The 12,905-nt window shown below is 41.9% G+C and carries 12 protein-coding genes; 4 read left to right on the top strand and 8 right to left on the bottom strand.

The window, feature by feature from the left end; genetic code table 11:
* Positions 1-22 precede the first annotated feature (22 nt).
* Positions 23-883, bottom strand: coding sequence for a non-homologous end joining protein Ku (ku, locus tag M1E09_RS08435; protein WP_456274389.1), 861 nt, complete (start codon positions 881-883; stop codon positions 23-25).
* 146 nt (positions 884-1,029) lie between these two features.
* Between ku and M1E09_RS08430 the strand changes: the two genes are divergently transcribed.
* Positions 1,030-2,859 (top strand): DNA ligase D, encoded by a 1,830-nt coding sequence (locus tag M1E09_RS08430; protein ID WP_456274945.1) that lies wholly within the window; start codon positions 1,030-1,032, stop codon positions 2,857-2,859.
* 55 nt (positions 2,860-2,914) lie between these two features.
* Here M1E09_RS08430 and dapF read toward each other — a convergent pair whose 3' ends face one another.
* A complete protein-coding gene (dapF, locus tag M1E09_RS08425; protein ID WP_456274388.1) occupies positions 2,915-3,907 on the bottom strand; it encodes a diaminopimelate epimerase in 993 nt (330 codons plus the stop codon).
* 260 nt (positions 3,908-4,167) lie between these two features.
* On the opposite strand from dapF, the gene M1E09_RS08420 reads away from it, so the two are divergent.
* Positions 4,168-4,458: a hypothetical protein gene (locus M1E09_RS08420; protein ID WP_456274387.1), complete on the top strand. Its 291-nt coding sequence runs from the start codon at positions 4,168-4,170 to the stop codon at positions 4,456-4,458.
* 53 nt (positions 4,459-4,511) lie between these two features.
* Here the strand turns inward: M1E09_RS08420 and M1E09_RS08415 are convergent, their stop codons facing one another.
* Entirely contained in the window at positions 4,512-5,771 is a 1,260-nt protein-coding gene (locus tag M1E09_RS08415) for an EAL and HDOD domain-containing protein (RefSeq protein WP_456274386.1), read from the bottom strand.
* A 248-nt stretch (positions 5,772-6,019) separates the two neighbouring features.
* Complete coding sequence (locus M1E09_RS08410) at positions 6,020-7,312, bottom strand: NCS2 family permease (protein ID WP_456274385.1); 1,293 nt, start codon at positions 7,310-7,312, stop codon at positions 6,020-6,022.
* Between the two features lie 512 nt (positions 7,313-7,824).
* Between M1E09_RS08410 and M1E09_RS08405 the strand changes: the two genes are divergently transcribed.
* Both M1E09_RS08405 and M1E09_RS08400 read left to right on the top strand, forming a co-directional pair.
* Complete coding sequence (locus M1E09_RS08405; protein WP_456273821.1) at positions 7,825-8,109, top strand: transposase; 285 nt, start codon at positions 7,825-7,827, stop codon at positions 8,107-8,109.
* 11 nt (positions 8,110-8,120) lie between these two features.
* Positions 8,121-8,996, top strand: coding sequence for an IS3 family transposase (locus tag M1E09_RS08400; RefSeq protein ID WP_456274944.1), 876 nt, complete (start codon positions 8,121-8,123; stop codon positions 8,994-8,996).
* A gap of 427 nt (positions 8,997-9,423) precedes the next feature.
* On the opposite strand, the gene ribH is transcribed toward M1E09_RS08400, so the two are convergent.
* Genes ribH through ribD form a run of 4 tightly spaced genes read right to left on the bottom strand, consistent with a single transcriptional unit; the run spans position 9,424 to position 12,878 of the window.
* On the bottom strand, positions 9,424-9,891 hold the full coding sequence (ribH, locus tag M1E09_RS08395; protein WP_456274384.1) for a 6,7-dimethyl-8-ribityllumazine synthase: 468 nt from the start codon (positions 9,889-9,891) through the stop codon (positions 9,424-9,426).
* 13 nt (positions 9,892-9,904) lie between these two features.
* Positions 9,905-11,098 (bottom strand): bifunctional 3,4-dihydroxy-2-butanone-4-phosphate synthase/GTP cyclohydrolase II, encoded by a 1,194-nt coding sequence (locus M1E09_RS08390; RefSeq protein ID WP_456274383.1) that lies wholly within the window; start codon positions 11,096-11,098, stop codon positions 9,905-9,907.
* A gap of 27 nt (positions 11,099-11,125) precedes the next feature.
* Entirely contained in the window at positions 11,126-11,782 is a 657-nt protein-coding gene (gene ribE / locus M1E09_RS08385; RefSeq protein WP_456274382.1) for a riboflavin synthase, read from the bottom strand.
* A 4-nt stretch (positions 11,783-11,786) separates the two neighbouring features.
* Positions 11,787-12,878: a bifunctional diaminohydroxyphosphoribosylaminopyrimidine deaminase/5-amino-6-(5-phosphoribosylamino)uracil reductase RibD gene (gene ribD / locus M1E09_RS08380; RefSeq protein ID WP_456274381.1), complete on the bottom strand. Its 1,092-nt coding sequence runs from the start codon at positions 12,876-12,878 to the stop codon at positions 11,787-11,789.
* Positions 12,879-12,905 lie beyond the last annotated feature (27 nt).

Here is a 12,905-nt window from a genome sequence, read left to right as displayed (position 1 = left end):
GCTCTCCCTCCTGTAGACGGCACTACTGTGCTTGTACTTTTTTTGCCGTCCGTTTTTTCTTTGTGATTTTACCTGCAGGTGGTTTAGCAGCCTGATTCTTTTCTGTTTGCGGCTTAGTCTTGTCAATCGATGCCTGAAGAGCAGACATTAAATCGGTTACATTGGCTGCAGGAGCTTTCTCTTTCGGCGTAACAAACTTTTCCCCCGTTTGTTTGGATTGAATTAATTCCATCAGCCTTTTTCGGTATTCATCTTCATATTTCTCCGGTTCGAATCCGGTGGACAACTGATCGATCAGCATAACTGCTGTGTCAAGTTCCTTTTGGTTGACTTCATCTTCTGCAGGGACATTCGGCACGTCGCCGGTTAGCCTTACCTCATCTGGAAAATGAATCGTCTCCATCACCATCGTGTTTTGATACACTCTTACAACAGCAAGCTGCTCTTTTGATCGCATCACAATTTTCGCTATACCAACCTTGTTTGATTCCACGAGTGCTTTCCTCAACAAACTGTAGGCTTTTTTTCCGCCTTCATTGGGTGAGATAAAGTAGCTGCGGTTGTAGTAGATTGGATCAATTTCCTCAATGTTAATAAAGTCTACAATCTCGACAGCTTTTTCTTCGTCATTGTCCCTTAACCCTTTTATTTCCTCATCTTCAATGACTACAAACTTCCCTTTTGCAATTTCATAGCCTTTCACAATATCCTCGTACTCTAAATCCTTTTCGCAAACAGGACAGATTTTCTCATATTTAATCGGTGTATGACACTCTTTATGCAGAGAACGCAATTTGATATCCTTGTCTTCGGTGGCTGCATGAAGCTTTATCGGTATATTTACAAGCCCGAAGCTGATACTGCCTTTCCAAATAGTGTGCATTAGGTTCCTCCATTAAATTTGGCTTTACTCTTAATTTGGTTTAAGAGGCAGTCCTGCTATCCTATTAAAGTTCTGGAAATACATCTGAAAGTACTTGGACATGATAATATGTAACCTAAAGTTGAGTGGTGATTGAATTGAAGCCAATGCTCCCTGTATTATTCGATGAAATGCCCAAAAATGGGAACTGGAGATATGAAGTTAAGTATGACGGCTTCAGAGGAATTTTAACAATAGCATCTAAGAATGAAATCAGGCTTATCAGCAGGAACGGAAAAGATCTGCTCCCTCAATTCCCCGAAATTAAAAAAGAGTGTGAGCGGATAGCTTCAGAATTGGCTTGGCCGCTTCCTGTCACCCTTGATGGTGAAATTGTTCTACTTGAAAACGAATACAAAAGTAATTTTGGCGGGGTTCAAATCAGGGGAAGGATGAAGAATGAAAGTAACATAATGCATGCAGCAGAACGAAATCCCTGCTGTTTTTTCGCATTTGACCTCTTGCAATCAGCAGGTCACAGTTTGACCGGCAAGCGTTATAAGGAAAGAAAAAAGGAATTAACATCACTGTTCCAAAAAAGCGGTCTGCCTATTAATCCCCTCTATGGAGCTGATGCCAGGGTTCAAATGATACCTGGATTTAAGATTAGTGATGAAGCATGGTCCTATGTAAAAGATAATGACGGCGAAGGGTTGATTGCCAAAACGTCAGACAGCACCTGGGAAGAAGGTAAAAGGACACCCGTCTGGCGTAAAATGAAGAACTGGAAAAGGGCTTCTTGTTTCATCCTCTCTCACGACAGTTCTAACGGATATTATGAGGTAGGGGTTTATAAAGAAAAGGATGTCTGGCCAGTCGGTTCATTCTTTTTTGGAATCAGCCCGGAAGAAAAGCAGGCACTCAATAAAATCATCATGGAAAATGCGGTCAGGACAGATAACGGAAAATACTATGTAAATCCTGGCCTGTGTGTTGAGCTCAATTACTTGGAGTGGTACGAAGAGCAAATGAGAGAACCTCATTTTCACCAGTTTCTATTCTCTACTAAGCCGGAAGAATGCACGTGGGAACAATTCATGCTTGATGAAGCTGCTTTGCCGGAAATGGCAGATATCACTCATCCCGATAAACCGTTATGGAAGTCACCATCAATAAATAAACTTCAATATATCCGATATTTAAGAAAAGCTTCGTCCCGGCTGCTATTCTTTTTGAAACAACGATATTTAACGGTTATCAGGCTTCCACATGGTATGTTCGGTGAATCGTTTTATCAAAAAAACTGTCCTGAATATGCTCCCTCTTTTATAAAAACAGTCAACAAAGAGGGAATTGACTACATAGTATGTGACAATTTAGAAACCTTGATTTGGCTGGGCAACCAACTCGCAATCGAATTTCATATTCCATTTCAACTGGCCGGGTCTCCCTTTGTCAATGAGATCGTTTTTGATCTTGACCCTCCATCAAGAGACCATTTTTCACTTGCTGTAAAAGCTGCCATTGAAATGAAGAAATTGTTCGATCAACTGAATCTGGTGAGCTTTGTGAAAACCTCAGGGAATAAAGGCTTGCAAATCTTCATTCCAATCCGTGAAGGCTATAGCTGGTCTGACACACATCTATTCACTGAGTTCATAGCAAATTATCTGACAAACCAGTATCCGGAGGAATTCACGACAGAGCGCCTAAAGAAAAACAGGCGGGATCGATTATACGTCGATTATATCCAACATGGCGAAGGAAAAACGATTATTTGCCCTTATTCCATGAGGGCAAATGAAGACGCACTGGTATCTGCCCCGCTTTACTGGGATGAAGTAACTGAAGAGTTACGACCTGAAGCTTTTACAATTGATGCGGTGCTTGAAAGATTGAAACGCATAGGCTGTCCCTTTGCGCGGTATGAAGAGGCGAGGAAGCAGCAGAATTTTGAGGAGATTCTTACCTTTCTCAAAAACAACCAAAATAAATAGGAAGAACAGACGAATGAAACGATCGTCTGTCCTCCCTTACCGGCATCCTGTTTTGTCAAGCATTTAAGAAAACATGTTTTTCCACTACTTCTTTTGCATGATCTTGAAGCTCTGAATAGGCTGCCTTTTCTTTGTATTCCATACTGTCCAAGGTCCGGTAGTTTTCTGGCTCCTTCACCTCAAGTTCAAGTTTACTGCGGCTGACGTAGGTAGCATTGCCGATAAGGTCCATTGAATAAGCCTCTCCGCTTTTATGAACGATACAACGGACTTGCCCTCCATTATTGTAGACATCGATTTCTTTCCCGAACTCATTCAATCCGGAAAGACAAGTAACAAGGCTTGAAGCAGACATTGCAGTTCCACAAGCGTTAGTAAAGCCTACGCCTCTTTCAAAAGTCCTGACATAAATCCCGTCAGTACCCAATGCCTGAACAAAGCTCACATTCACCCCGTCTGGAAACAGATTATTAGGTCCGTTCACCGATTCTGAAATACACTTCTGCTCATTGGAAATAATATGTTCACTGTCTACAATACTGATCAAGTGAGGATTTGGTACTGCCACAGCTGAAAACCGCAATGAATCTGATATTTCCGGTACCTTTTCATCGATCAGTGTCTTCCTGTCTATATTCATAGGCAGGTGTTTAAGGTCGAACAGGACTGGAGAAATTTCAACCTTATATGTTGGAATATCTTTAAAGATGGATGGCTCTCTTGATACCTTTAAATCAGCTTTCATCGTCTCTATGGTTATGTTGCTCTTGCCGGTCAATTCAGTGACATAACGCCCTACGCATCTTAAGCCGTTTCCGCACATTGAAGCCTCCGATCCATCTGCATTAAAGACTCTCATCTTCCCGTCACACCTATCGCTCATTAGAACGAACAGGATCCCGTCTGCTCCTATGCCTTTTTTTCGGTCGCAAAGGACTAAGGCAAGATTTTGGCGATCCTTTTCAGAGAAATTATATGTTTCACTTATCTCATCGATCAGAAGAAAATCATTTCCTGATCCATGACATTTGATTAGATTTAATTCCATAAAAAAACCCTCCACGGAGTATCTAGTCAGGCAGACGGCTTACAACATATGACAGCAATCATAAATACCCTGCCTAATCATCTATATTCTTGGTACATCTAGCTTGCCACAACCAAGCCTAATTCGCAATAGGCAGATGCTTGAATCAACCTTATTCAGCAAAAGAAATGCTCCAGCCTATCTGCGAAGAATTATCAGTACAAATTCATTCCATAACACGTTATCATTAAACTTCAATACTGTCACAGAAAGGAGAATTGATGATGGCAGAAGATTTTCGATTTCAATTTAAGGTAAAAAGTGTCATTCCAATGGAAGACGAAATAGATTCAAAAGAAGTCATTGTCCATGTAAAAGTAAAAAAAGGCAGAAAAGAAATCTGCCTTGAAGATACTTTCCTTGTAAGGGTAACAGAGGTAGGAATTTTTCCCGTCCCGAGAATGATTGCCGAAAAAGTTGAAAGCCCTGAATTACGCCGGCTCTTACCCTTTGAATTAAAAAGATACCTAAAGCCTCAGAAAAGATTTTTGGTGCCTGGTGACTATGAATAGATTGATAGACAAATCCGTTTCCAGGAACTTTCTTGTAAAAATTTATAAAACCCTTATTCCTCTGGCATTTCCTCTTTAAGGTATTCTGCTTGAAGGAGACCTTCTGCCCACTGGCATGACTGACCATATAAATGGTTGATTTCACTTTGATTCAACTTAATATTTTCCCCTGCCAGACTGGCTTTTTCCCAGTCAGCCTTTTCAATGGCGATCACCAGGTCGAGGACAATCTTCATATTGTTTGCTTTTCCTTTAAGCGCATCGCAAATCTCATCTTGCAATGGCATATCTTTAAGCACATTTTCAATCGGCAGCCCGATGATGACTTCCATCAGCGAAAACATTCCGGTCAGAAAATAACTGGAGGATACTTCATCGTCAAACACTTCATTTGAGATCAATTCACACATTTTTGCACGGGTAAGGCAAAGTTTAATGACTTCATCCGACATCTGATTCGCAGTGCCGGTCATGTCTCTTATTGCGAGAACATAAATCCATCTTTGTATTTCAATTAAACCAAGCAGTACTATCGCCTGCCGTATCGAGCTGATTTTCTGCTTTGGCCTGTAGGAAGGTGAATTGATCAATTTAAGAAGTTTATAAGACAGGGAGATATCCTGTTCAATAAGCTGTGAAATCTGTTCAATACTTGGTTCATTCATCTCCAGGCTTTGGATGATGTCATAATAAGAATGAAAATAAACCGGGACATCGTAAGTGCTCAGGATAATAGGTTTACTGAAAAAGAAGCCCTGAAAGAATGAATATCCCCTTTGCTTTGCCTCTTCAAAATCTTTGCGTGTCTCTACTTTTTCAGCAAGCAGCTTAATATCAAGGAGCTTGGCAATCAGTTCTATTTCTTCTCTTTTCTCGAGAGTGGTAGTGAGCATATCCACCTTGATGTAATCTGCCTGCTTCATCAGCTCTCTGCAATGGGGATTTTCTTTATCGAACACGAAATCATCCAATGCAATTTTGTAGCCGAGTTTCCTTAATTCCCTGCAGATAGATATTATCTCCGGCGAAGGTTCAACCGTTTCCAGGATTTCTACGACGATTTCACGAGGCCGAAAGTATGTAGGCACTTTGAGTTTCAGCAGTGTCTCTGTGAAGTTAATGAAACAAGGCTTGCCTCCCGATAGGCGATCGATGCCGATATTCAAAAAACTGTTAATAATAACATCTGCTGTCGCTCTATCACCATCTATATTAGGAAAGATGTTTTCCTGGTTATTTCTATACAGTAATTCATATGCAACAGCTTCCTCATTGTCATTGAATATGGGCTGCCTTGCCACAAATACTTCCATACTTGTTCACTCCTGTGCAAAAAATATACATCTTCAACTCTATATAGATCAAATTTATTAGAAAAAAGGATATTTTTTGAAGATTTACTCTACTAGAATACCAATAAATAATAAAGAAGTCCATCTAATTTCTAACCGGCACTTATCGCCTTAAAGCAATGAGGAGCAGTCCCCCGCCTCTTTAAGGGATATAGCGGAAGAATAGAAAACAGCACCTGAAGCAGAATGCCATTCAGGTGCTGTTTGTATCAGTGAACTGAATGAACAAAAAAGTTAATCAAAAACAGTCCAGCAATAATATATAAAGGAAGTGAGACATCTCTTGCTTTGCCGTTTGCCACTTTTAAGATTGGATACAAAATAAATCCAATCGCAATCCCATCTGCAATACTGTAGGTAAATGGAATCATCGCAATAATAAAGATAGCCGGAAAAGCCTCTGTCAAATCTTTCAAGTCCATATGGCGGATATTCTGTATCATCAGCCCGCCGATGATAATTAAAATCGGAGCTATTGCATGGTCAGGTATCCATTTAAGGTATGGAATAAACAAAGAAGAAGCAAGAAATAAAATACCTGTCGTCAATGCTGTCAAACCGGTTCTTCCGCCAGCCGCAATCGCAGCCGCACTTTCAACTGTGGAAACTGTCGGGCTTGTACCGAAGATTCCACAAGTCGCTGCTGAAAAAGCATTAGCCTGGAAAGCCTTCGGGTATTTCTCCGGATTGCCAGCCATGTCCATATGACCGTGGACCAAGCCGATATTCTCAAATACCAAAACCATGGTAAGGGAAAAAGCAGCAATCCAAAATGGAAGCTGAATCAGATTGGAAAACGAGAGTTGAGCAAATACCGAGCTGTATTGCGATAATCCCGTCCCTCCTGATTGGCCGGCATTCGGTTCAATGCCAAAGATGAAACCGAGCAGCGTCCCAAAAGCGATACTCCATAGGAACCCGCCTTTGACATTCCTGATGAATAAAAAGATCGTCAAAAGAAAAGTTAGAATCGCTGCGATGACCCGAATGTCACTGATATCACCTAAACCGATAAGCGCACTGGATCCTCTTTCTACAATACCGCCCTTTTCAAGTCCGATTAGCATAAGGAACATTCCTAATCCGACCGTGATTGCTTCTTTAAGAGATTTAGGAATTGCTTTTGACAGAATACCTGATAACTTCGTAAATGCAACCAGCATGAATAACAGCCCAGAGACAAAAACAACGGCAAGCGCTTCCTGCCAAGTCAAGCCCATAGACTCAACGAGAGTAAAGGTGAACATCGCATTCAACCCCATACCGGGCACTAGTAAAATTGGTGCATTCGCCCAAAATGCCATTACCAGACAACCCGCAAAGGATGCAAGGATTGTGGCCATTACCGCCCCTTCAAACGGCATACCTGCCTCTGAAAGAATCATAGCATTGACAGCAATGATATATACAATCGTAAAATAACCGATTGCCCCTGCTGTCACCTCTTTCTTAACTGTTGTTCCATGCTGCTCTAAACGAAAAATACCTCCTGTTGTTTTCATAAATATCATGTCCTCACGACATAGCCCTCTCCCTACCCGCTTAACCCCCAAAAGGGAAGCCACAAGAAATAATTTTAGCAGATGTACGTACCTTTGCCAATATGTATTATCGTTTTTGCCTGACTATAGATAAGCCGGCATATGTTAAAGCTTAGATCTTTATGTGCTGGTGTTGTGTTGAGGAACGAAGCCCAGTCCATAATCACAAAAATAATTAAAACCACCCATATAAACTGGTGGTTTGCTCTGCGGCTGGATGCCCCTCTTGCCGGGCTCTGCCTAAAAGGCCTGCTGAATGATTTACTCTAGGAATTAATACCCTTTGAAAATTTTTGAGAAATTAGGGGAGAAATTCCGCTTATTTAAGAAAAAGCACGAAAAAAAGCTAAAATAAGCGGATAAATTTCCTTTATTCTTCTAAAAAGATGCGAAAATTAAGTTAGTCTAAAAAGTGGACACAAGAAAAAGGTAGTGAGTTAGAATATAACTATCATTTATAAGGACGTGTTCACATGGGAAAACATTATTCATCCGAATATAAAGAGTATGTATGTAAAATGGTCGTGGAGGAAGGAAGAAAAGCGTCAGAGGTAGCTTATGAGCTGGAGATCCCCTACACCACGATGACTAAATGGGTACAAAAGTATAAACAAGCTAAGAACAGTAAGCATGACTATGTTACGCCTTCTGAGTTTGAGAAGCTAAAAAAGCAACATGAAAAAGAGATGAAAGCCCTACAGGAGGAGAATGAGATCCTAAAAAAGGCCATGCACATCTTCACGAAAAAAACCGAGTAAAGTTCGAGTTTATTGAAGCCCATAGAGATGAACATACGGTAGTGAAGATGTGTGAAGTGTTGAAGGTATCATCTAGCGGCTTCTATAAATGGCTGGAAAGACAGGCCATTGGCGAGACGGAAAGAGAAAAACGCAAGAAGGAATTGCTTCAGAAAATTAGTAAGTCCTATCATGAAAGCCTGGGGACTTATGGAAGCCCCAGAGTACATGATGATTTAGTTGAGTGGAACTATACGGTTTCCTTGAAGACAGTTGCGCGTTACATGCAGGAACTTGGACTGAGAGCCATTCCAGAAACGAAGTTTGTGGTTACGACGGATTCCAATCACTCTCTGCCTCTATATCCAAACGTGGTGAATCGAGAATTTGCTGTCGATACACCAAACAAGGTGTGGGTCGCCGATATAACGTATGTCTGGACACTTGAAGGCTGGCTTTATCTGTCATCAATCATGGACTTATTCTCAAGAAAAATTGTGGGTTGGAGCCATGGAAAGACAATGAAAAAGGAACTAACCCTGGATGCTTTAAAAATGGCTTTAGATTCAAGGAATCCTGAAGAAGGACTCATTCACCATTCCGACCGTGGATCCCAGTATTGTTCGAATGACTACATCGATTGTTTAAAGGAAAGAGACATTCAAATAAGTATGAGCCGGAAAGGAGATCCATACGACAATGCTTGTATTGAATCCTTCCACGCCACCATTAAGAAGGAGCTAATCTACCGATTCCGTTTTGACACAAGGGAACAGGCTGCCAAGGCCATTAATTTCTATATCTCTGCCCGGTATAATGAGAAGCGGAAACATTCCACTTTGGGCTATTGTTCCCCTAACAACTTTGAAAGAAAATACCAACAGGATTCCTTAGAAAAAATCTCATAAATGTACCATTTGCCTGAGTAATGAGTGATTCAAAATTGAATCACTCATTACTCAGGCCCACCAAACGAAGTGCGGTAGCCATTAAGGGTTACAAAATACCTTTTTAGATTGCCCATTTTCTTGACAGAAGTCCATAAATGGTTAATTTTGCTGTGCATAAGGGGAGAAGTTCCTCTTATTTACCCTAAATCGAATTCTATCCTACAGCTTAGCGGTAAAATTTCCGCTTATTTTAGTTAGGATTACTCGTGTCCTTCACAGGGCATTGCACATGCAACCATGAAATGAATTGATAAGGAAACCTGCTTATCCTTTCATTAAGGGGGAATTTTTTATTCTACGCTATCTGGAACCCCGGGCATAGCCAGGGGTTTTCAGGACCTTCAAAAAACGAGCGGACAAAATGCCCGCTCGCTTAAAAAAAATATTAACCAATCTGGCGCATCAGGTTTGCCATCTCAATTGCACCAACAGCCGCTTCCCAGCCTTTGTTACCTGCTTTTGTTCCGGCACGTTCGATTGCCTGCTCAATTGTGTCAGTTGTCAGGACACCGAAGATAACCGGCACTTCTTCTTGCAGGCCGACATTCGCAACTCCTTTTGCAACCTCTCCGCTTACATACTCAAAGTGAGCGGTCGCTCCCCTGATCACTGTTCCCAGCGTGATAACAGCATCATATTTTTTTGAAGCAGCTAATTTTTTTGCAATCACAGGGATTTCAAATGCACCCGGCACCCATGTAACCGTAATATCCGCTTCATCAACTCCATGGCGTTTCAGTGCATCTTCTGCACCGCCCAATAGCTTGCTGGTGATGAATTCGTTAAAACGTGCAACCACAATTGCGACCTTTAAGCCTGAGCCTACTAAATTACCTTCGTATATTGTTTTCATTATAAATTCCTCCTTAGAATTGAAGTAAGTGTCCTAACTTACTGTGTTTTGTTTTCAGGTATTTTTCATTTTCTGTTTTGGACGGCATCTGAATGGCTACCCTTTCTTCAACCTCCAGCCCGTATCCTTTAACTCCAGTGATTTTTCGAGGGTTATTGGTTAATAACCTCATTTTTGATACTCCAAGGTCCTTTAGGATCTGGGCACCAATTCCGTAGTCACGCAAATCCGCCGCAAAACCAAGTTTATGATTGGCTTCGACTGTATCCAGCCCTTCTTCCTGCAGCTTGTAGGCCTTCATCTTGTTGACAAGACCGATTCCGCGCCCTTCCTGTCTCATATATAAAAGGATGCCGCTGCCTTCTTTTTCAATCTGCGAAAGTGCTGCATGAAGCTGGGGACCGCAATCACAGCGGTTAGAGCCGAACACATCTCCTGTCAGACATTCAGAATGCACCCTGACAAGCACAGGTTCATTGGGCTTGATTTCCCCTTTTACCAATGCTACATGTTCCTGTCCGGTAAGCTTCTCGGTATAGGCCACTGCTTTAAACTCACCGAATTCGGTCGGAAGCTCGATTTCCACTTCTTTTTCAACAAGCTTTTCTTCTTTCCTTCTATAGGCGATCAAATCCTGAATCGTGATCATTTTCAGGTTGAATTTCTCTGCCATTTCTTTCAGCTGAGGCACTCTTGCCATGGTGCCGTCAGGATTCATGATTTCACAAATGACACCCGCCTTTGTTGAACCGCTTAATGCAGCCAGGTCAACTGCAGCCTCCGTGTGTCCTGCACGTTTAAGAACCCCACCTGTTTTTGCGATAAGCGGGAAAACATGCCCGGGGCGTTTTAAGTCACTTGGACTTGTATCATCTTTGATCATCTCTAAGATCGTGGTGGACCGCTCAAAGGCACTGATGCCAGTTGTCGTATTCACATGGTCGACACTGATTGTGAAAGCAGTACCGTACGGATCAGTGTTTTGGTCCGTCATCGGGTTCAGCTGAAGCTGTGAAGCTTTTTCAACCGTTATCGGCGTACAGATTAAGCCTCTTCCCTCCGTTGCCATGAAGTTAATGACTTCAGGCGTCGCTTTCTCTGCAAGCGAAACGAAGTCGCCTTCATTTTCTCTGTCTTCATCATCTACTACGATGATGACTTTGCCTTCTTTTAAATCTCCTATAGCTTCTTCAATTGTATTGAACATTTTCATTCCCTCCTCTTCAATCCTTCTTTAGCCCATAAAGCCATGCTTGGTGAGAAAATCCGTACCTATTTCGCCTTTTGCCTGGCCTTCTGTTTTTCCGCCATTCATAAATTTATAGATATATTTTGCCATCATATCGCATTCCAGGTTGACGATATCACCGACCTTTTTACTGCCGAGAATCGTATCATGCCTGGTTTGCGGTATCAGTGAAACTGTTATCGTATTCTTACCGATTTCAAAAACGGTCAAAGAAGTACCGTCAAGACAGACTGAACCCCTGTTAATAAAAAAACGTGAGAGTTCTTCCGGTATATCAATAGTAATGTAAAGGGCATTTTCCACGAACTGTGTGGAACTAATGATTCCAGTCCCGTCAACATGTCCTGTAACAAAATGCCCGCCAAACCGGCCATTGGCTGCCATGGCTCTTTCCAGATTGACAAACGCTCCTGCTCCGAGAAGTTTTAACGATGTATTTTCAAATGTTTCCGGCATCACATCGACAGTAAAAGAGCGTGTGCTAAAGGCAGTTACAGTCAAACATGTACCATTGACAGATATACTGTCTCCGAGCTTCACATCTTCCAGCACTTTTCCAGCTGAAATCGACAGAACCATGGAAGAGGATGATTTTCTTATTCTCTCAATCGTGCCTATTTCTTCAATAATTCCCGTAAACACCCTCTCACTCCTTCCTTATGGGCTTAGCAATAATCTTGATATCTTTGCCGATTCTTTCAAGAGAAGAAAACTCCAGTTCATCACCTTCTGAAATGGATGAAAATCCTTCCCCGCCAAAGCTGGAGAAGGCTTTCTCACCCCCAACCAATTTGGGAGCCATATAGATGACAACCTCCTGATAAGCTTTTTCTTTAAGGAATGAAAAATGGACGGCTGACCCTCCCTCTACAAAAAGGGAGGTGATATTCATCTCACCAAGTCTTTCTAAAACACTTTTGACAGGGAGGTCAGGCGAAGTTAACTGTTCCACCTTCACTCCTTTTTCCATCAGTAGGTTTTTCTTATCAACTGGAGATTTACTTCCACAGAAAATGACTGTTTCTGCTTGTTTCACATCTAAAATTTTGCTTTCTATCGGAATCCTTAAATTAGAATCCAATACTACTCGAATGGGATTTTTTCCACCGCGGGGCAAACGTGTGGTAAGAAGGGGGTTGTCTTTAATGACTGTATTTACTCCAACTAAAATGGCATCATGGTTATGCCTGTATTTATGTACATCCAGCCTGGATTGTTCTGATGTAATCCACCTGCTGTCTCCTGTAAATGAGGCTGTTTTCCCATCAAGTGTCACAGCTGATTTAAGTGTCACATATGGAATCTTGTTCTGGATAAAATGAAAGAAATGAGCATTCAGTGCCAGAGCCTCTTTTTCACAAATACCTGTTATAACTTCCAGGCCTGCATTTTTAAGAATGGCAATGCCTTTCCCTGCCACTAACGGATTGGGGTCCGTACTTGCAATAAATACCCTTTTCAATTTACTGTTGGCGATTAAATCGGCACATGGAGGGGTTTTGCCGGTGTGAGCACATGGTTCCAAGGTGACATATATATCTGCACCTTCTGCATCTGCACCTGCCTGGCGGATCGCATGGACTTCTGCATGGGGTTCACCCGCTTTCAGGTGTGCACCCATCCCAAGAATCACTCCATCTTTCACAACTACCGCTCCGACTGCCGGATTCGGGGATGTCTGTCCCATACCCGCTTTGGCCAAAGACAATGCTATTTTCATATATTCTGTTTCCTGCAAGGATTTTTTCCTCCTTCCTTACACAAC

It is taken from the genome of Bacillus sp. AK031, from assembly GCF_053903065.1.
This window is presented reverse-complemented; position numbering and strand designations above follow the sequence as displayed.

What these genes read in the sequence shown, in the direction of transcription:
- M1E09_RS08420 (WP_456274387.1), top strand. Translation starts at nt 4,168, where the DNA reads ATGATGGCAGAAGATTTTCGATTTCAATTTAAGGTAAAAAGTGTCATT.
- ku (WP_456274389.1), bottom strand. Translation starts at nt 883, where the DNA reads ATGCACACTATTTGGAAAGGCAGTATCAGCTTCGGGCTTGTAAATATA.
- M1E09_RS08415 (WP_456274386.1), bottom strand. Translation starts at nt 5,771, where the DNA reads ATGGAAGTATTTGTGGCAAGGCAGCCCATATTCAATGACAATGAGGAA.
- M1E09_RS08430 (WP_456274945.1), top strand. Translation starts at nt 1,030, where the DNA reads ATGCTCCCTGTATTATTCGATGAAATGCCCAAAAATGGGAACTGGAGA.
- M1E09_RS08405 (WP_456273821.1), top strand. Translation starts at nt 7,825, where the DNA reads ATGGGAAAACATTATTCATCCGAATATAAAGAGTATGTATGTAAAATG.
- M1E09_RS08390 (WP_456274383.1), bottom strand. Translation starts at nt 11,098, where the DNA reads ATGTTCAATACAATTGAAGAAGCTATAGGAGATTTAAAAGAAGGCAAA.
- M1E09_RS08410 (WP_456274385.1), bottom strand. Translation starts at nt 7,312, where the DNA reads ATGAAAACAACAGGAGGTATTTTTCGTTTAGAGCAGCATGGAACAACA.
- dapF (WP_456274388.1), bottom strand. Translation starts at nt 3,907, where the DNA reads ATGGAATTAAATCTAATCAAATGTCATGGATCAGGAAATGATTTTCTT.
- ribH (WP_456274384.1), bottom strand. Translation starts at nt 9,891, where the DNA reads ATGAAAACAATATACGAAGGTAATTTAGTAGGCTCAGGCTTAAAGGTC.